Genomic DNA, 20,485 nt, shown 5'->3' on the forward strand with positions numbered 1-20,485 from the left:
AAATCAACTCAATAAGATTAAAAGTTGTTCATGTTGAGGTGATGAATTTATTAAACCATTGTAAATTAGGAGTTATCCATGCAGAGCAAAACAGAAAATTTGAGCAGTAAACGTTCAGTTATCAATCATGATCATTTAATCACTGATGAAACTTGCGTGATAGGAATTTATAGAGAAGCTGGTGATTTATCAATTTATGCTGAATCATCTGCAGGAATCGAACATTTCTCTATAAATCGAGGAAACAGTCTTGATACGGTAATATTAACTGATACCTTAGTTGGAACTTGGGTGCATAATCAATTACTACGTACGGTGGATCAAGCAGCGCAGATTCGAGCCTTAAGAATGAGATCACATGAGTACATCGAACAATCAGTCACCCGATCAGAATTCGAGCAATTCAAAGAAGTATTTATGATCGCTTGCGAAGAGAAAATAAGCAATCAATCTGAAATCGAAGATTATCTACAAACAGCTTTGGGTAAGTTACATGGGGAACCAGAGATGACTTACAAACCCAAGTTCTCAGAGCAATGCAGTCTTCTCTAATCTTTATTAGGATAAACCGAGAAAAAGCTCGAGGTTCAAAACCTGCGAGCTTTTTTAATATCCTTCATCATTCCGATTAGTCTCAAGCTTATTTGCAAACTATATCGTTCTCGACTATACCTCAAACAAGAAGCCGGTAAAAATAGTAGTTCAAAGCCTATTAGGTTCGCTATTTATGGATAAACTTAATCTCAATTTACTTCGCGCACTGCATGCACTATTAACCTGTCGTCATCTAACTCTTGCTAGTAAAAAAATGGGTATAAGCCAGTCCTCAATGAGTATTTATTTGAAGCAACTGCGTGAGCATTTCCATGATGATTTGCTTGTTCGTGGCCAAGGCAACATCATGCAATTGACCCCCTTAGCGCAGTCCTTAATCGGCAAAACCCGACAAGCACTCTCACTGATTGAAACACTATTTAATACTACAGAAATCTTTAATCCCTTAACTGCAGAAAGAAGCTTCTCAATTGGTATGACTGATTTGGTGTCTATTTTATTGACTCCAAGCTTGATTCAACGATTGGAACAAGAAGCTCCCGGAGTAAAATTGAACATCAAACATCCTAGTTATTTAAATACAGCGGAAGTGTTTGAGTCGGGTGATATTGATTTAATGATTGGTATGTTTGAGGGAGTTCCAGAAAGCTTAAAGCAACAAAAATTGTTTCAGGATGAAGCCGTCATCGCTGGCAGCAGTAAGCATCCAGGAATCAAAAAAGGGAAAATTTGCATTGAAGAACTATTTAAGTACCCATTAATTCAATTTTCATTAAGCGAAACTCCTTTTTACAATTATTTTGATCGCTATTTACGTCAACTAGGACATGACAAACGGGTTTCTATTACCTTAGGACAGGGTATCATGCCTTTACTTGTTCTAACTGACTCTCATTATCTGACCTTAAGTATTCGCCAAGTAGCTGAAAAGCTCTCTCATTTGATACCATTAAGTATTGCTTCAGTACCCTTTGAGGTTGACCGTTTTAATTGCTATCAATATTGGCACCAAAAAGATGATCTTGATCCTGGGCATCGTTGGTTACGTGCAATGGTTCACAGTATCGCTAAGCACCTGTGTTTGCCATAATTAATAAAATCGACTCACATCAAGTTGACGGCATATTTAACCAACTTCAAAATCTGGGGAATTTGAGTACGACACCGTGATACATTGTAGGACATTTGTAGTGCATTCCTTCTGTAGAAATTATGATGTGTGCTTAAGCTTTTCCAGATTGTCTTTCACACGTCGAGTTGCTTCATGACCTTCTCGTATCGTTTCTTGCGCTCGATCAAACTCCATAAGACCGATATAGCCAAGCTTCGGTGTGATGAGAACGTCCGGTGGATCTTCTGCCATGCGCGAGTTAGTGATGCGATCCTGCATAATGTTAATGGAGCCCGCGATCACGTCGAAGAGACCGGGTTCAGGGATTTTCTTCTTATGCAGGGAGGAAATAAATGCATCCAGCCTGATGCCGAAGTCAACTTTCAGCTTGGACGCCCACACAGCAATGTTTGGATCAAGCTTTTCAGCATATTCCAATTTCTTTTTGTTATCTTGATTATCTGCTGCTGCATCACTGTGATGTTGGGAGAAATGTCTGCCGATGAGATCACTATTTAGGTTAACGGCGATGACATAATCGGCACCCATAGCACGTGCTAGTGAAATAGGTACAGGATTAACTAGGCCGCCATCCAGCATAATATCGTGTTTTAAAGCAATAGGTGCAAAGATTCCAGGTAGGGCGATGGAGGATCGCACAGCATCGAGTAAGGAACCATCGCGCAACCAGTGCTCTTTACCACTCAAGAGCGATGTTGTAACACACGCAAAGGGAACTTTCAGATCCTCGATATTAGGATTGCCAATGCGTTTTTCGATAGCAATCATCAGCGGTTTACCCTGGATAAAACCACCACCAGCCATGCGAACATCTAATAATTTTAGAATGTCCAGACGCCTAAGCGTGCAAACCCATTCTTCAAATTCGTCGAGGTGGCCTGATGCATAAGCGCCTCCGACCACAGCACCTATCGATGAGCCTGTAACAAGATCTGGTTTTATGCCCATGTTCACCAATTCACGGATGACCCCTATGTGTGCCCAGCCGCGTGCTGACCCGCTGCCAAGGACTAGTCCTATTTTGGGTCTTTCCATATTATCCCCCCTACTTTGGCATGCATCAACCTATGAAAAAGATAAGCTCTACGCTTATGGTAAACTTTTGACAAGATCTTTATACCATAAGAAAAACACAATTTTGGTGCAACCGGCAACCCTCATTAAGTCTAATTGGGCTTATGTAATAGGGTCGCGTCTTGCCGTTTGCCTATAACTGAAAAGGCGAGTCACGACCCCAACATGTATTATAGACCTCATTCCAAACTCGCTGCAGAAGATTTGGACTTAATTTAACATTTCCATTTCTTTCAAGAACGCAAGGAGGTTTGCAGATGCTAGGCTTTTCAGCCCAGCCTACGCTTGCTACAATTTCTCTGAAGTGAATACGAGCAAGGAGCCATTAATAATGTATAAGAATATCATGCTAGCACTGGATGGGAGTAAGATATCTGACTCCGTAGTAGACGAAGTAATTAAACTAACTAAAGATCAGAGCCCCAATGTGCGGATTATCCATGTTATTGATGAAAGCAGTATTCGTTATGGTGGGCCTTCTTTTGACTATCTTTCAATTATTGCTGCTTGGAAGGAAGATGGAGAAAAGATATTAGATAATGCTGCAAAAAAAATAGCGAAGCAATCATCTATCAAACCTGAAACATTAATTTTGGAATTAAAGCCATTTCAGGGGAGAGTAGCTGAGGTAATTGTTGACGCAGCAAAAGAATGGCCTGCTGATTTATTAATGATCGGCACGCATGGCCGGCGTGGCTTTAGTCGTCTCTTTCTAGGTAGCGTGGCGGAGAATGTTGTTCGAATTGCCACAACACCAGTACTTCTTGTGCGCGGCAGTGATGCATAAGCAAAATGATAGGCAAAGTAAGGCGAGGACAACGGAAACGGGTGCCCCACAAGTCTCTTTTGTCTCTGCATTTTGTCTTTTCTAGTTCTATAGCTTTGGAATTTTATGATAAGTTACAATACCAATTCACTAATTAGTGCTATGAGATTTTAACTCATGAATACAAATTTGCATGTTGTTTGTCCTCATTGTAATACAATTAACCGAGTACCTGCTTCGCGTTTGAGTGAACATCCCAATTGTGGAACGTGCCAACAGTCGCTTTTTAATGGTAAACCGATAAGTTTGGAAAATGATCAATTTGATCGCCATATCGAACGGAATGATATCCCTGTACTTATTGATTTTTGGGCTCAATGGTGTGGCCCATGCAAAATGATGGCACCACAATTCGAATCTGCAGCACGTCTTCTTGAACCTAAGGTAAGGCTCGCCAAAGTTGATACTGAAGCGCAACCTTCTTTAGCCTCACGGTTTGCCATTCAGAGTATCCCCATGCTCGTTCTTTTTCATCAGGGCAAAGAAGTTGCGAGGAATGCCGGCGTCATAAGTTCACAAGATTTAGTAAAGTGGGTAAACAAACACCTGGATTGAGTATCAGGTCCAAAATCATCATTTAAGGTTTCATGCTCATCGAACATGAGCTAATACAAATACGCAGGCGATTCAATTCACTCTTGATGTTTTTCAAGAAGAAAAGCAAGCGTAGCAACTGTCTTGAATATAATTCAATACAGTTGCCACTTTAATACAGCCGGATTTCGTTTCACTTCATCTACGCTATGCTTGCTTATGCAGCTTCACTTCGTAAAAAATCGGATTTTCTTAACATGTCCCTTTAATCCACATCTGGTAAACGACTCCATCCACCACTCTGCGCATCTCGGTTTTTCAACGAGCCCTATCCATGCTTAATTTTTATATTAATCACGCCGTCGCCAATTACCCCAAAAACTCTAATGCTTGAGGTATTTTTTATTATTTATTATGCGATTGTATATTGATTTATAGCCATTATTACTGGTTTATACCATACTGAATATTAGCTGCCCCTGCAAAAGACTATGGGTATGCAAAAAATTATTGAAAGGAGTCAGAAAATGAAATGGCTACGTTGGTGTGTACTTGTTGTTTTTTGTTTCTCATCCATGGCTTTCGCAGTTAATAATCAGGAGCTATCTCCTAAGCTTATCTTGAATCAAATTAAAATGATAAAAAAGGGAGAGTGGTTGGGCGATGATTTATATTTTGATATCAGTGTATTACGAGCCAAACAGCCAATGAAATATATTCGAATCCCAGAGTTTCCACTTCATGTGCCACCATCAAAAATCAATACTCTTAAGTCAACTCTTTTATGGTCTGAACCCATCAAGAACGACGAAAAAGTTATTTTGATTGTATCTCTGATGGATCAAGACTCAAAACCTTTAAATCCAGATGATATTATTGGATTAATTCGTATTGAATTAAAAAATGAAAAAGGAATTTTACATTCGCAATGGAGTGTGCCTAATCAAAAATCAGAACCAGTGACTTGGGGTATCAACACACCTCAAAAATTCTTACTCTCCAATACCAATGGTCAATACGAACTGTATTTATCCGTTGTGTTGCAAAAATAATTTCTTAAAAAAAGAAGTTGTAAAACTGACACCCAAAATTATTTCTGCAACATTAAAAGCTGATAGGGCAAGCGTAACCCCGGTTTGAATCCTTTAGAGTTTCACCCAGGCTACGCCTGCTTATTTTTCTTATAAGAATACACAAGTAGAGGCAGAGGATTAATTGTCCTTCACTCGAGAAAGATAAAAATTTGAACTGCAAGTATTTTTATCACTGTTTTTGTTTGAGCATTAACTATTATTCAATACATTACTCTGTTAATTTATTAAAAAGATTAATTTATATGTTTTAACAGGATGTTAATTTTGAGAAACATTATTTTTTTAGAAGTATTCTTTTGTCTCATTTTGGCTACAACTACTCCCTCAGTCTGGGCAAAAGATCAAACCACATCAAAATGTGATCCTTATAAAAACTTTGCGTGTTTGGATAACTATTTAGGGGAAGATTTTTTTACTCGTTTTTTTCGTTATTATAAGTTGGAAATGGGACATGCTGCAGCACCTTCTGATCCTCATGCCCCATCCTCACATCGAACAGGCTGGCCTGCAACCCCAGAGTCTACACCACCAATGCCTTTTACTGAATGGCCTTATGGTGCTGCTACGGCTTTAGGGGTAAGTCTACCTAATTCTGTTGATAGCCCACTTATGGTTGGCATTGCGAATACTTCTGCCGGAAAATGGCTACAAAAAAATCATATTCAAGTTTACGGCTGGGTCAATGGCGGAGGCAATATAAGTACCAACACGGTAAAACCTGGTGGCAATGCACCTATGGCCTATCTATATACACCTAATACCGTTCAACTGGATCAAACCGTTCTCTATATTGAACGCGTTCCCGATACAGTTCAAACAAACCATATCGATTGGGGTTTTAGACTATCAGGAATTTATGGGGAAAACTACCGCTATACCACGGCATATGGGATTGCCAGTTATCAGCTTTTAAATAACAACTCGGTTTATGGCTATGACTTCCCAATGGTTTATGGTGAATTATATATACCTAATGTAGCTCAAGGATTACTGCTCCGAGTTGGGCGTTATATCTCCATTCCTGATATTGAGGCGCAACTTGCGCCCAATAATTATATGTATTCGCATTCTATGACTTACACTTTTGATAACTATACCAATGAAGGGGTCGTTGCGAGTTTAGCAGTTGCTAAAAATGTCATTTTCCAACTAGGTTTAGTTGGAGGAACAGATACCGCAATTTGGAATATGGGGAAGAAGGTAAAAAATCCTGCACCCAATCCGTTGTATCCAAATACAACCTTTTTGAAAGATCCAGGAGCTAGATTGTCAGCCGTTGCTTGTGCTCGCTTTACCTGGAATGATGGCAAAGATACATTCTATCCATGTATGGATGGCATCAATAATGGCATATGGGGTTACAATAATCTTCAATGGTATGGATTCACTTTTTACCATAAATTCAACGACCGGTGGCATATTGCCTATGAAATTTATACACTGCATCAAAACAACGTCGCTAATAGTAACAATCCCATTGCGGCGGCCGCCATTGCCGCTGGAGGAACTCCTTTTTCGCCACAATATATTCCTTTTAATGCGCCAAATGCTGCACAATGCAATAGCACATCTGCTCTTTCTTGTACGGCGTCGGTATTAGCTACTGTGGCCTACATTAATTATCAATTCTCCCCTCTCGATAATATTTCATTTAGACCTGAATTTTATGACGACAAACAGGGACAACGTACCGGTGTAAAAACTCGCTATCTGAACTTTGGGCTGGGTTGGCAACATTGGCTATCGCCACAAATCGAACTGCGTCCAGAAGTTGATTACGATTATGCACTGGATAGAAATGCATTCAATGGTAATGCGAATGCAGGGATTCCACCAAGCAAACGATATACAGTATTAGGTGCAATGGATATTATTGCTCATTTCTGATGCGTAAGTTTTTGCCACTTTCCGGATTAGGGATGAAAAAAGGGATTCGAACTTTTCAAACATTTTAGTCTTCATTCTACAAATGGATAATGCAAAGTTAAACTTTTGCTGATTAGAATCTATAATTTTCACATAGACAGGAGTTTAATTAATGGACTATTGAGGATGATAGCGCTGATAAAAAGATTACGTTTCCTTTTTTTATTCTTTGTGATTTTGATTTTTTGTATGCTCAGAGCTATTGAAGCACAAACTGGCATCCGGCCAATTGCAGATTTGTTCTTAATTACCCTTATTATTATGAGCTTGATTGTCATCGCTGAACACAAGCAAAAATTTCTTTTCTATCTATTCCTGTTAGGATTGTTCGAAATATGTCTGATTATAATTGACCTATGGATAATAAATCTTCCCGAACATATTCTAAAATTACTATTTGGAATGCTTTTTTTCCTGCTAATGACCCTAAGTTGTATCAAACTGACTTTGCAGGATAAAACGATTAGTATTACAACCTTATTTGGCTCCCTCTCTGCTTATCTTTTTATTGGATTAACTTTTGCCTATTTATACTTACTTATTTATATACTGTATCCTCAATCGATATCCGGTTTGGAGCCCCATCCGGAGACCAGGGCAATTTATTATTCGTTTATCACATTAACTACTGTAGGATTTGGCGATGTAGTAGCTACAGGTTCTATTATGCAATGCTTGTCCTGGATGGAAGCATTTTGTGGTCAAGCCTATTTAGCCGTTTTTATTGCTCAGCTTGTAGGAAAATATATAGCTGCCTATAAATAATGACGATCTGATGATTAGGTGAAGATATCCCTTCGAGAACCCGCATAGAGTACGATATCGTACAATACGTTACGCCCATTGGCAGCAGACTCATAGCAGTTAAATTGGAAGAATAGACGCGTTACACATATAAGATAAATTTCTAGAGTATGGAACTAGTTTAAGATAAGGCTAAAATTTGAAAGGAATCAAAGTTGTCCCGTCCCTTTATCCTATATTTTCAAAGATAAATTTGGACAGTTAGGAGCAATAAGAAGAATTTTCTATCTCATTGAATAATTTAATCTTGCAATAAATCATCAAAACTTCGAATCATTGGTGCTAGAAATACTTTTCAATGAATGGACTAAATGGGATAAAAAGGAAATGAGTGACATGCTCTTCTCTTTCGGTGCCGAAATAACACCCAGTATCAACCTGGCACACGTTTTTTGGGCTTTAAAACAATACTGCCATTTATCAATATGTTGTCTCAATCATAGACTATTTCCATTATAAGCTTACAATGGGTCATGCCAGGGATATTTGAGCGCCGGTATCCCATCGCTTGATGACTTAATTTAAATTTTCCATTAACTGGATTATATCACGTATTCCGGCCTATCAAGATTGTAGAAGCGTTTAGGACGCTGGACTGTTCAGTCCAGCCTACGTGTAATTACAGCATCCTTTATTGGTGCTGGATCACCCAGGCAGGCGCCTCACGAAACCAACTCAGATGTTCCTGGAAACTCTGATTTACGAACTCGTGGATGTGATTTCACGTGCCAGAGTGGCAGCATCATAAAAAATGGAATCAGGCAGCAAATAAATAATGTAAGGAAGAAATTATCCCAGCCGTAGTTTTTAATAATCGCACCCAAAGGAGCACCCGCCAGTACAGCACCTAAACAATAGGCAAAAAATCCCGCAAAGCCGGTTGAAGTTGCCGCTGCTTTTTTATGGGTTAACTCCGCACAGGCCATACCAATCATCATTTGGGGACCAAAGATAAAAAAACCAAAGAAAAAGAGAAATAATGAATCGAGAAATGGGGTATATGCCTTGGTCAACGAAAATAACAACAAAGTGACAAATACACCTGCGGTAAAGAGAATATTAATCGGGTTGCGTTTACCTTGATATACTTTGTCAGAAAGCCAGCCGGCAACCAGATTTCCGAAAAAGCCACCCACTTCAAACCAGATGATACAACTACCTGCTGTGATTAAGGAATAATCCTTCACTTCCGTTAAATACAACATGCTCCAGTCATTCAGTGCCGTGCGAACAATATAAATAAACAAATAAGAAATGGACAGTATCCAAATATAAGGATTACTTAACACATAATTCCAAAGAATTTCTTTGACTGAAAGTTCTGTTTTTTCCGGGTGATGGCTTGATGAACCAGAAAAATCGTCTCGATATTCCTCTATCGCAGGTAAACCAAGCGATTGCGGAGTATCTCTTAAACGATTGATTAAAAAAATACCGCCTAAAATGCAGATGACTCCAGGCACAAACATGGCTGAACGCCAGCCGAAATACTGCGCACAGACAGCAACAATCAATGGAATTAATGCACCACCAACGTTATGTGATGTATTCCAAATACTCCACCAACGGCCACGTTCGGATTGAGAATACCAATGGGTTAATAATTTAGTACATCCTGGCCATCCCCAACCTTGAAACCACCCATTCAATCCCCAAAAAATAGCAAATAACCACCAGGTGGAAGACAATCCAAATAAAATATTAAAAATACCTGTCAAAATGAGTCCAATCGCCATTAAATAACGAGGATTTGACTTATCACCGAGAATTCCACTCAAAAATTTGCTGATGCCATAACTTAAACTCAAAATGCTCGCAATCATTCCCAGTTCTGTTTTGGTCATCCCCAATGTACTTTGTAATGCAGGCATCGCGAAGGTAAAACTTTTGCGCGTAAAATAAAACAAAGCATAGCCTATATACATTGCATAAAAAGTACGAATACGCCAATAGCGGTACTGCTGTTTCACAATGTTTTTATCTTGAATTTCATGAAGATAAGGTGCAGGTTTTAGAAATTTCAAAAAGCCCATGATTGTCCATATCATGATAAAAAATACGATTAGAATGTAACTTGGACAGTATGTCAAATCCTTTCTAACGAAAATGATAAAGGTTCATACCTATTGATAATTAATTTTTTAAAAATTTAAATGGAATTCTTGTGAAATTATAAATAAGCTACGCAACCTGTATTAAAAAAGGATTTGTCGAAATGAATGAAATAATTGATATATTAGAACAAGATCAAATCGATTCTGCTCTTTATAAACCAGAAGTCATAATGGTTTTAAAAAGAAAATTTCGTACCCAAAGAGATTGGATTATTGCCTCGTTCAGCGAATATCAATTTAACCCCAAAGAATCGGCTAAAGTCCAACAAGCCATTCTCAATGGGGATCTTCGAATAACAGATATTCTAATACGTCCATTTTCCCACTATTTTTGGAGTTTCCTTACCTTTAAGTGGGGAGAGATACTTTCGGGTGGAAAAAGATTATCCAAGCAAGAGGTCTTACAAATTGCTACCTGCTCTTGCAACGGCCAAGAATTTACAAGAACCCCCGAGCAAAATACAAATAGGCTGATAAAAGGTGTGCCATTAGTCATTGGTAAGGTAGTTACCTCCATGGCGCTATGTATGGTATTTTGCCTGGGATTATTAAGTACTTTAGGAGCTCCCTTTGGCTTTAGCCTCGGCTTAGCGATAGTACTTTCCTTATGTAACGGAATAGTATGTTTATTAAGTCGCGGACAAGCCATGCTGGATAGTGCTGGCTTTCAACCGAGCAAACAGAAAACATTTAAGACTGCTGAAGAAAATGCAAGGGAAAAAACAATACTCGACAAAGGTCAGAAATTATTGTTTGGTATCGTGACCTTGTTGGCCTGTATTTCTGCCGGTATTACTGGATATGCTGGCCTCGTAGGACTTCTCACTTTTTTGGGGGCAGGTCTGCTCATCTCTAACCCGCTGGTTATGGCAGTTACGATTGGATTATCGGTGATTGCAGCGATTTCTTTTTATTCGTTTCAAGCGGTAGGCATACGTGAGAATTATACAAAATTTAAAAATCTTTTTATTGAAGATTATAAAAAACCCTATGGTCTCTTGCGATGTGTCTTATTAGGACTCGTAAGTACGATCTTTTTAGCTGTTTATGCGACGTTAACCTGGTTTACTACTGTATCAGGGGTAAATAAATTTTTAAATGCTATAGGTGCCACTCCTGAAACTCTTTTAGCATATGCTATTGCGATGATATGTACCTCGACAACCATGTTTGTTAATACTTTTTCACAAGTATATAAAGTCTTTAACCCGAAAACTTATGTCGATCTAAAAGAAAAATTTGAATCAATTTATCAACCACCAGAAGAAAACCAAACAGAGGCTCAAAAGTTAAAGCAGGGCTTTCTCAATATGCTCAAATTATGCGCATTGATAGGCGATTCTCTTGCTTATTCTGTTGCTGGTGGAATCCGAAGCGGAATTCATGTTGGAGAAACCTTGGGAGAAGCAATAGGGGAGAAGTTTGCATTAACCGTTACCATGGCCATATTGTCTCCAGTCATTTTAGTATTCGTATCGATTGCTTTTACCTGGCCTACCGTTTTTAATAAAAGAAAAACCACTCAAGCTCCTTCACCGATAGAGAAGCCATTGATAGAAAAAACGGGACAGGGCCATACTCCAGAAGCATTTCAATCTAAAACTCTATTACCAACATCAGAAAAATCCCCCAAAACCAATCATTCTAAAATGAGACAAACTGGGCCAAGATTTTTTGATGAACGGTTGAGTGAAGGGGCCAATGATGACCCGACTTTAGAGAGCAGAAGAGTTTTGACCTCCTCCTAGTCCTAAATAATGAGGTTTTTTAATCGACAAGGTAAGTGTCGATTGATTGAAATGAGTACAATCAATCGATGCTTATTAAACGACCCATTTGCGGTGCCAAATATCGACTGTAAGCAAAATATCTGAGCTATTCTTGTAGCAAGATGTTATATCAAAGGAACTTACCGAGATCACAGCTCAGGTGATCTCGGTAAAATAATCGAGTTAATGCATCGCTTTGAGACAACCATCGCAGCATGCTTTGATTTGCTCCTTTACAGTTACATTATCGGCTGTTGAGATAACTCCCAGTCCACAACCAAGAAGGCATTGTAGAACATCTTTGCCTATCCCTCTTGGGGTGTTACTCGAAACGCACTTATTGACACAGCTTTTATCTCCCTTACAATTTGCCATGCATTGAGATAGATTATCAACGTTTACAGAAGCAGCTTGAACTTCTGTAAAAGCAAATAATAAAGAAATTACAAGCGCCAGCAATACTGCTCTGTTCTGTTTACTCATCAATACTCCTCCTTGACTATTAGTAATGAGATTTTAAAATATTCTGTTTAATTATAAATCATATTAAGAATTATTCTTTAAATCTTTAAACTATCGAAAACCCCAAATGCATGATAAAAAGTTTTAATAATGATCTAATTGTCTCAAATTAATCACCTCAAATTAATCAATAGTGGAGCCCGAATCCATAATGAAAAAATAGTTCTAATACCTTTTTTAGGACATAGGACGTGGTGATGCAGGCTGGTATGGAGTTTGCGGAGCTCAAACAATGGGAGCACTTAACGCAATGCATGACCTATTACTGATTACTGCTCAAATCGAGCTCCCCTCCCCTACTTGGGTTTATTCAATTGAGCAGCAACTTTTATATTAGGCAAAAGCTTGGGTTGTGAATTTTCTAATTTTTAATTACTGATTCAAAATTGAAACCCTGCCCCATAGACTCTATTTTTGCAGGTTATCCTTTTCTTGTTCAAGCCACTCCAAAAAAGCTTCGCGATCTGATTGAGACAAATTAAAAAATTTATTTTTTATTGTTTCAATAGGTTGTTGTTGCTTTCTGGGAACTTTGATCCAAGCCTCGTTTATCTTCATTTTTCCTTGCATCACATTTTCATAGGCGATGGGATCTTTCTTTTTTAACTTCATAAGTTGTCCATCAATAGATCTTGAATGCGAGGGTAAATACGTAATATTGTTTTCCTGAGGCAGACTAGGATTTGTACTATCTTGCTCCCTGAGATCGTGATTCAAATCTTTAATAGAGATTTTATTTTCCTTCGCATAAACCCTGACATTGTTATCCACCATACTCAGCACATCACCCCAATGGGCTACATGCTGCCTATTTACATCCATAGCCGCCCGCAATAACCACAACATTTCATTGTTAGTAATACCCAGGCCATCTGATGATTTCTCAAGAGCATATTCGCCAAAATTTTTATAGGGATTATTTCTTTTTTTCCAAACTTCCCGCTCAATGATCTGGGAAATGACTGAGGGAAGACACTGAAAGATAAGTTGTTTAAATTCATCGATATACTGATTTGCTTGAGCATGCAGTGCTTCATCAGAGAGAGTTGGCTTCTCTTCATTGGATATTTTATTTATTAGTTCTTCTGATTGCATTATAAATCCACTTGTTGGTCAATATTTATTCTATATTTTAAAACTACCAAATGGTTATCTTAAGCTGATCAGCTTATTGAACTCAATAAGACAATATCGCTAGACGCAGGAATGATGATTTATAAGAGTAAGCAATATCACTTAATACCCTCTTAATGTTGTTCATTTATAATACACTTCATGCTTTTAAAACTTGCGGGGTGTATTATGCAAAAGAAAATTGAACTCGAGGTTGTCCAAACCGCTTCCAAAGTAGTGCTCAATTATCACAAGCATCCCGAAGTTGGTGGTACTGGACATGTTTCAATAGAGGCCACTCATGAGGGTAAAAAACACGTAATTAGTGTTTATCCAAGCGCGGAGTTATCTGCATTTACGCCACTTGCTATTAGCTCGATGTACGTTTTTCCTACAAAAGCAGTAAATCATAGTACCCCCTCTACGTCAGACAGTCCTGTTCATGCATCTTATGACATTACTGACCAGATAAAAGATATGGATGCTGTTATTGAAAAGATAGACGAACTAAACGAATTAATGAATTCAGGCCGTGCCAGCTTTAGCTTAACTCCAGGTTCAGTAACAAAAGCTGCAACAGCAGTTTTCAACAATAATTCTTCCACCTCAAATATGTTGCTGGGATTGAAGATGCTCGATAGAGACATCATTGAATCTGAAATTGCGAAAGTTGACGTAATTAATTGTGCTGAAGCAGTGAGCAGAATCCTAGAAGCAGGTGGTATGAAAAGACCTGAGGGCATAATGTCCTTTGCTGCACCAGCAAGCATTAATAGTCATTTTGCTTCTCAGTTTAAAAAAACAGAAGATACAGTTACAGCGACAGAACAAAGTAAAACGACTGCAACTGAGGAAGCTCCAGGCTTGCTGAGAAGCATGTTCAATTCGGTAAGAGATTTTTTTACCTGGAAAGAAACTTCGGAAGAAACTCAATCCCACACGCAACCAATACAGCAAAGCTCTAGTAGCCATGATGATGATTGGCCTACTTATGATAGTGGATCTGTAGAGGAGCCTGAAAAAGTAGATGCGCCGGTAGAAATATCTTCACCAGAAGACGAGCCAACATCTAGAAGTGAAGATACACCCTCTTCAAGACCGTCAGAATGTTCTGATTCATTTTTTAGTAGTGAACCTATTACCGCACAAAAGGACGATGAATCGGATTTAGATTACTGCTCAAGATATGAGTCCATGGTCAACTAATAGGTCTTGTACGTTAATTAAACCTGCTTCTCTTTATGAAAGAGTAGTAGGTTTCTGGATTGAGAATATCTTTCATATATTTAAGAAAGCTTGCCCTAAATTACGGTATGCAACAGCCTTGCAACCAACTCCATTGTTCCATATAATCACTTGAGCAATTTTTAACAAAGATGTTCTTCGCATCAACAGCATTGATTTGGTTTGCTGCTAAATAACCAATAAAGGGAGGAGTCCTTTATGTTATCTAAAAAGGAAAGCGTGAGTATAGAACCAGTCCTATTGGAAGACGATTCAGTCACTATTTATGTTTGGTCAAGTGGATTTAATAGCCTTGGTCATGTCTCAATGAAATTTAGCGATGATCAGTATTGGAGTATTTGGCCCAAATCAACCCCTGCTGGAGGCCTTACGTCAATATGGCCATTAACAGCCACTTTAGCGACAAAATTAGCAGATGATTGCATGCAAGAAGCGGTTAGGCCAAAGGAAGATTTCGCAAATCTCATGCAGCCTGTTGAAATCTTACCATTAGAACCCGATAAAGTATTTGTCGTTCATGGCCTCGACAAGCAAAAAATGAAAAATGAGTTCACTCGGATAAAAGAGGGCTTGGATACGGGTGAAGTGTGCTACCAACTTCTTCCTGGAGTAAAAGCATCTGACTTTATCCACAGACTTCTCTCAAGGAATCCCAAGAACGCCGAAGTATATAACTGCGTGACACTTACAGGACATTTATTAGAGGCTGGTGGCAAGTCTTTAACTAACGACCCTTGGGCAACTCCGTCTAATTTTGCAGAGCAACTAGGCAATCTAGAGCAAGTAAAACTTATAGATCCTCCTGCGACAGACACTGAAAAGCCTGGTCCAAGTAGTCAACGAGATGCTCCTGATACTGAATCAGCATCTACCTCTATCAGGAAGAGGCTGACCAGCCGTTGGTTTAGCGATGATTATTTTGATGATGATACCCATGGTCAAGAGACAACCGATACCAGTTCCGCAGCTCAAGAATTTGTATCCAGAATGGATGATACTCCGAGTCCAAGAGTATCAGAAACTTTGTGTTCTTTTTTTGCCAATGAAAATACTTCTCAGTCCTTTTTGCAACAAAGGGATGAGGAATCTGATTCAAGATATGTACAAAGAATGGATTTCATGCTCAATTAGAAATCCATGATGGGCCTCTAAAGATGACCGCATTGAGCTCCTCAAATTCATTAGACTTATTGGAGCAGTTTGATCTCATGTGGAGCATGAGATGGCTGACCTTTTCTGGAATACAATGCGACTATGGCGTCAAATATAGAACAACATGAACTAAAAGAGAGACTCTTGCAATGAAAAAAGCTGCGGAAATGTTAGTCGAATATTTAGAGTATGTATCCGATACTCTGAAAAACAGCCCTGTAGGGGGTAAAGATGTTGGGGAACTGTTAAATAAATTAAATGGAAGGTTGTTTTTTACACCGTCGCTGGGCAATGTTCAAATAAAAGAACCCACGGCACTATTAGAAACATTATGTGAGGACAAAGTACTCGAAACATTTGGCGAACTCTTCGATAAATGGAAGCCTCGAGTGAATGAAACGAATCTTAATGACACCAAAGCAATTTTTTATAAAATTTTTTTCGAGCCTTTTCAAGAGAGCGAAGCGTGGCATAACTTTTGGGAGAAGCAAGTTCAATTAATCGGGGAGCGGCTTCAGACTGAGCTAGGCGGCGAAGCCACCAAAGAAGAGATAAGTAAAGAAATCCAAAAGATACATGATCAAATTGCCAGTGCCATTATTTATAGAATACAACAAAGTTGGTTAAACAAACAAAACAAAAAGATTTCTGATGATCTCCTAGGTGCATTCACTGAATCGGAACGTACTGAAGTATTGGTACGAAGAAACCTATTGACTGCTAAGGTAGCTGTATTTACTACGATAATTAATAATGCCTGGAATACTCTAGAACATTTTTTAGGTTCAGAAAGTAATCCAGAAAAGGGAACTATTTATTTTGATTTTCAAGATGAGATGAGCACTTTAGTAAAAGGCTTGGAAACGCGTAGCTTAGAAATAGGAGCAATGAAAAAAGAGCCAAGAAAGGAAGAGGCAATAAGTAATTTAGCGGCTCAAATTCATAGTGCAAGACAAGGAAAGGGATATCGAAATCTTGGTGTAGAGGTGAATGAACAAAAATTACAACTTGCGTTGCGGGTTTTTGTTACTAAATTAATGGATGGCACTTCCGGAAAAGGTCAACTCATTCTTGAAGGCATAGCAAGAGGAATATTAGAAGATATTAAAAATAATCTGACACAACGCATCGATGCTGTTAATTTACCAGAATATTTAACGACGATACATTTGTTAGGTACTATCGAAAATAAAAAGATTAAGAAACAGTGTAAAGATTTATCGCTTTTATGCACGATAAAAAAGGACAGCGCAAAATTAGATGATAAATCTGAGAAGAGTGAGTTATCTCCTTCTCATAGTAACGGTCGAGAGCGTACTGATACCATTTCAGAACCCTCAACATACAGCCCCACCCCATCTCCGCGTCTAACACGTAGTTATACGATGCAGCAAACGCCAGCCAAAGAAAAGAAACCTAATCTATTGGAACGATTCTTTATGAAAAAAGGATTAGATCAGAGTAGACCTATTCTTAAAAAAAATAATTCTTTTATGCTCCCAGAAGGGATAAAAGATAAAGAGTTAAGCAAAATAAAAAGATCGGCAAGCTCTTTTTTTCAAACTCATAATGATGAGGACAGTCAATTGCCTCTCCAAAAATCTCATTTAAATTCAGGATTAAATTAAGTCCAGATAAAATGCAATAAGGTGGGTCCTTCTTGACCCAACCTTATTGGAGAAACGACACAAAATCTTAGAAGAATGAATCAAACCGAATCAGAAATATGAGTTATATTTTGATGGCAACTGGTAATTCATAAAACTATGAGTAAGAAAAAATAAAATTGATTTTCCGATTACCATCATTTCATTTTAATAGTTGATGGTGTTTTGAACGGCATGATATTCATTAATGTTTATTTATAATACAATTGCATTTTTTTAGTATTTCGTGAGGTTTATAAATGTTAGATCTTATTCGTTTGTGGGAAAAAACTGTATCTCAACACACCAGTACCGATCAATTATCTCGTTCTTATGCTACTGATACAAAACAAGCCGCAATTAATTTTGATGCGAATACAACTCAATCAAGTTTTGAATTTAAGAAGAGCCCGAAGGTTATTTTTGTAAAAAATAGTTCAACTTTAGAACCGGCTGATTTTTATGATGATTTACCAGAAGTTAATCTGACTCAGGCAGAAGAAGATGCTCGATTAAAAGTAGTTGCAGAACAAAAAATCAAAAATCCACGTTTTTATGATGGCAAACAGATGGTTATTACTGCCGTAACATACAATGAAAGCACTAATACGCTCTATTTGGAGGCAAAAAAAGTACCTTATTCTTTTATTGTCGCGCTGAGTAATAAAAAATTCCCTGAGGATAGTTCACTTTATCAACATAATTTTTTTAAGACAGGTGTTCTTTCTCCATTGGTAACTCGTAACGGCATGTCGATGTTATTACAAAGAGCAGCTCTTGGATTATATTCGGTTCCAGGCGGTTTTCTAGAAGCTCATGATGAAGAAAAAAGACTAAATTTCTATAATGGAAGTAATTTGGTTGTTGAAACCGCTGCCACTGAATTAGAAGAAGAGCTCGTGGGAATTAAAGGGACAAATAAATTACGCTTCAACTTTTCTAAACCACAAATTACCTCGATTTCATTTAGAAAGACCGGGTCTAATCCAATTGGAACCGTCGAGTTTGTTGCTCCTTCTTATGCTGATTGCCATAGTAGTTATTTACAGCAGGTTTTTCTTTCCAATCAGGCTAAAGATGCAAGTGAACATACCACCCAACATGAATTAATCCCTTTAGATGCTCAAGAACGAAATACTCTTCTGGAGAAGCTGTTAACTGGACCCGTTAAATTGCCTGGGGCAAGCTTATATCTACCCGTAGCATTGAGTTTAACTCGTCTTGAGAATCAGGCTTCCATGATGGCTTTGCCCAGGGCTATTCCCAACAGTTCATCCATTGCATGGCCATTAAGTATATTTACAGCAAAGCCAATGAGATCTTTACCTACACCCAAGGTTGAATTAGATAATGAATCAGATAATGAGGTACGCAACGAAAGATTCGACCTAATTTCTTAATGCCTTAGATTTGCTTAATAAATAAGGAAGATTATTTCATAACCTTCCTTATTTATGAGTCAAAATGCAGTCTATTTTATTAACTCCAAGATCAGTCTATTCGTCAGAGCATTTGCTAGGCTTTGCCGCCCAGCCTACGCTTGCTGTTATTTGATTCCACTGAGATGCAAACCAAGATTTTATTTTTTCCCACATAACTCGCTCTAAAGTTCGGGTGTGGCGTGTGGATGTTTTCTTAAAAAATCAATTTTGATCACACAAACCATTCCACATTCTTCCAATTACCCATATCTATTTTTTTAGCTGCAATTCTAGTTTGATAGTTGCCAGCATGAATTTCGAGTTTATGTCCATCTGGATCCAGAAAATAGAGTGAGTCACCTGGCGAAGTGTTGTCTTTGAATAGATATGCCCCTGATTCAGTAATCTTCTTAGCCAGAGATTGAAAGTCTTCGCTGCTGACACTAAAGGCATAGTGAGTATAACAAGGCTGTGGTTTCCTGGCTAAATCAACATTGAGACAGAACCAAAAATCCCCTACAAGAAAATAGGCTCCTTTATCCCATTTTACGAGAGGCTTAAACCCCATAACATCCTTGTAAAACAAGAAAGACCGATTAATGTCAGCGCATGCAAGCGTAATGTGATTAATATTTGTGATACTCATACTTTTGTTATCATCATAATAATAACCATAGTTTGAACTATGGCATACGTTTAGTCATCATTTCTGCGACTTAAGAGCCCCAAATCTTTTTAATTACGCGAATGGGCCAATTGATAAAACGATTATTGGTTTGCAGACATTTGGGGGTCCGGTGATATTGGCTGATACCCACATCATCAATCACATCCATGATGATATGAATGCGATCCTCATTGCCATGGTTGTATGCTCTGTGCAAGCAATTAACGGCAACAAGATAGCAATAACCGTCTGCTGGCATGTGAATTGCACCTTCTTCAGTTTCGAATTTACACTCAGGATTGGTGATCACAGGAATATGCAATCGAACTTTATAAGAATTTTCCCATGTATCTCGATGCCAAATAGTGGTTCCGCGAGGCGAAATCCGTGTCCAACGAGCATGGTGGGGTTGTAATCCTAATTTGCGAATAGTCTCAATAATGTCAGCAATATATCCAGTAGCTACTTGAGTGGGATTCACGTGCATCTTCGGCCATGTATAACCAATTTCACGATGGGCTCTTTCATAGTCAAACTTATATTCGCCACTAGCCTCATCAACAAGGTAGAAACGCTTTTCTGTTTGTTGAAAACCATCTCGATAATCACCACTTGTACTCAGTATACTCCAACCACCGAACATCTCATTTTGTTGGACGGGCTGCAGATGCTTGACGTATTGATTAAAATAATTTTGAATGCGCTCAATATCAAACTTGATGTTTAACTTTTCTGCGATCATTAGAAAATTCCTCTCTTTGGATACTGCCAAGATACGTTTAATGCTAATATCCAGTGAACTCTTTTTGGGGGTTATAACTTACTCAAGTTTATATTTTATGATTAACCTCTAAAAACATAACAGCCCTATTTAATTATTTTACTAAATGT

18 protein-coding genes are annotated in these 20,485 nt (G+C 38.3%); 12 read left to right on the top strand and 6 right to left on the bottom strand.

What is annotated here, in order from left to right; translation table 11 throughout:
* Window positions 1-78: 78 nt before the first annotated feature.
* Entirely contained in the window at window positions 79-552 is a 474-nt protein-coding gene (locus ACF8MK_RS01960) for a hypothetical protein (protein ID WP_392537956.1), read from the top strand.
* A 175-nt stretch (window positions 553-727) separates the two neighbouring features.
* Complete coding sequence (locus ACF8MK_RS01965; RefSeq protein ID WP_392537957.1) at window positions 728-1,645, top strand: LysR family transcriptional regulator; 918 nt, start codon at window positions 728-730, stop codon at window positions 1,643-1,645.
* Window positions 1,646-1,765: 120 nt separating this feature from the next.
* Here the strand turns inward: ACF8MK_RS01965 and ACF8MK_RS01970 are convergent, their stop codons facing one another.
* On the bottom strand, window positions 1,766-2,722 hold the full coding sequence (locus ACF8MK_RS01970) for a patatin-like phospholipase family protein (RefSeq protein WP_392537958.1): 957 nt from the start codon (window positions 2,720-2,722) through the stop codon (window positions 1,766-1,768).
* 370 nt (window positions 2,723-3,092) lie between these two features.
* Here ACF8MK_RS01970 and ACF8MK_RS01975 point away from each other — a divergent pair, with 370 nt between their 5' ends.
* From ACF8MK_RS01975 to ACF8MK_RS01995, 5 genes are all read left to right on the top strand, one after another.
* Window positions 3,093-3,548 carry a universal stress protein gene (locus ACF8MK_RS01975; RefSeq protein WP_392537959.1) on the top strand — a complete coding sequence of 152 codons (456 nt, stop codon included), beginning with the start codon at window positions 3,093-3,095 and terminating at the stop codon, window positions 3,546-3,548.
* Between the two features lie 156 nt (window positions 3,549-3,704).
* Complete coding sequence (gene trxC / locus ACF8MK_RS01980) at window positions 3,705-4,142, top strand: thioredoxin TrxC (protein ID WP_392537960.1); 438 nt, start codon at window positions 3,705-3,707, stop codon at window positions 4,140-4,142.
* A 506-nt stretch (window positions 4,143-4,648) separates the two neighbouring features.
* Complete coding sequence (locus ACF8MK_RS01985) at window positions 4,649-5,173, top strand: hypothetical protein (protein ID WP_392537961.1); 525 nt, start codon at window positions 4,649-4,651, stop codon at window positions 5,171-5,173.
* A gap of 306 nt (window positions 5,174-5,479) precedes the next feature.
* Complete coding sequence (locus tag ACF8MK_RS01990; protein ID WP_392537962.1) at window positions 5,480-7,102, top strand: outer membrane beta-barrel protein; 1,623 nt, start codon at window positions 5,480-5,482, stop codon at window positions 7,100-7,102.
* A gap of 228 nt (window positions 7,103-7,330) precedes the next feature.
* Window positions 7,331-7,906, top strand: coding sequence for an ion channel (locus tag ACF8MK_RS01995; protein WP_392537963.1), 576 nt, complete (start codon window positions 7,331-7,333; stop codon window positions 7,904-7,906).
* A 701-nt stretch (window positions 7,907-8,607) separates the two neighbouring features.
* On the opposite strand, the gene pgtP is transcribed toward ACF8MK_RS01995, so the two are convergent.
* Window positions 8,608-9,978 carry a phosphoglycerate transporter protein PgtP gene (pgtP, locus tag ACF8MK_RS02000; RefSeq protein ID WP_392537964.1) on the bottom strand — a complete coding sequence of 457 codons (1,371 nt, stop codon included), beginning with the start codon at window positions 9,976-9,978 and terminating at the stop codon, window positions 8,608-8,610.
* Window positions 9,979-10,160: 182 nt separating this feature from the next.
* Here pgtP and ACF8MK_RS02005 point away from each other — a divergent pair, with 182 nt between their 5' ends.
* Window positions 10,161-11,807, top strand: coding sequence for a hypothetical protein (locus ACF8MK_RS02005; RefSeq protein WP_392537965.1), 1,647 nt, complete (start codon window positions 10,161-10,163; stop codon window positions 11,805-11,807).
* A gap of 204 nt (window positions 11,808-12,011) precedes the next feature.
* On the opposite strand, the gene ACF8MK_RS02010 is transcribed toward ACF8MK_RS02005, so the two are convergent.
* Window positions 12,012-12,311 carry a hypothetical protein gene (locus ACF8MK_RS02010; protein WP_392537966.1) on the bottom strand — a complete coding sequence of 100 codons (300 nt, stop codon included), beginning with the start codon at window positions 12,309-12,311 and terminating at the stop codon, window positions 12,012-12,014.
* A 447-nt stretch (window positions 12,312-12,758) separates the two neighbouring features.
* A complete protein-coding gene (locus ACF8MK_RS02015; protein ID WP_392537967.1) occupies window positions 12,759-13,445 on the bottom strand; it encodes a hypothetical protein in 687 nt (228 codons plus the stop codon).
* 207 nt (window positions 13,446-13,652) lie between these two features.
* On the opposite strand from ACF8MK_RS02015, the gene ACF8MK_RS02020 reads away from it, so the two are divergent.
* From ACF8MK_RS02020 to ACF8MK_RS02035, 4 genes are all read left to right on the top strand, one after another.
* The gene (locus tag ACF8MK_RS02020) at window positions 13,653-14,669 is read left to right on the top strand and encodes a hypothetical protein (protein ID WP_392537968.1); all 1,017 of its coding nucleotides are present in this window, start codon (window positions 13,653-13,655) and stop codon (window positions 14,667-14,669) included.
* A 237-nt stretch (window positions 14,670-14,906) separates the two neighbouring features.
* A complete protein-coding gene (locus ACF8MK_RS02025; protein ID WP_392537969.1) occupies window positions 14,907-15,839 on the top strand; it encodes a hypothetical protein in 933 nt (310 codons plus the stop codon).
* 170 nt (window positions 15,840-16,009) lie between these two features.
* The gene (locus ACF8MK_RS02030; protein WP_392537970.1) at window positions 16,010-17,488 is read left to right on the top strand and encodes a hypothetical protein; all 1,479 of its coding nucleotides are present in this window, start codon (window positions 16,010-16,012) and stop codon (window positions 17,486-17,488) included.
* A gap of 278 nt (window positions 17,489-17,766) precedes the next feature.
* Window positions 17,767-18,906 (top strand): hypothetical protein, encoded by a 1,140-nt coding sequence (locus tag ACF8MK_RS02035; RefSeq protein WP_392537971.1) that lies wholly within the window; start codon window positions 17,767-17,769, stop codon window positions 18,904-18,906.
* Between the two features lie 253 nt (window positions 18,907-19,159).
* Here the strand turns inward: ACF8MK_RS02035 and ACF8MK_RS02040 are convergent, their stop codons facing one another.
* Both ACF8MK_RS02040 and ACF8MK_RS02045 read right to left on the bottom strand, forming a co-directional pair.
* Window positions 19,160-19,573: a fosfomycin resistance glutathione transferase gene (locus ACF8MK_RS02040; RefSeq protein ID WP_392537972.1), complete on the bottom strand. Its 414-nt coding sequence runs from the start codon at window positions 19,571-19,573 to the stop codon at window positions 19,160-19,162.
* Between the two features lie 70 nt (window positions 19,574-19,643).
* Entirely contained in the window at window positions 19,644-20,336 is a 693-nt protein-coding gene (locus tag ACF8MK_RS02045) for an aspartyl/asparaginyl beta-hydroxylase domain-containing protein (RefSeq protein ID WP_392537973.1), read from the bottom strand.
* Window positions 20,337-20,485: the final 149 nt, after the last annotated feature.

The sequence above is a fragment of the Legionella sp. 227 genome (assembly GCF_043161935.1).
Classification (GTDB): domain Bacteria; phylum Pseudomonadota; class Gammaproteobacteria; order Legionellales; family Legionellaceae; genus Legionella; species Legionella sheltonii.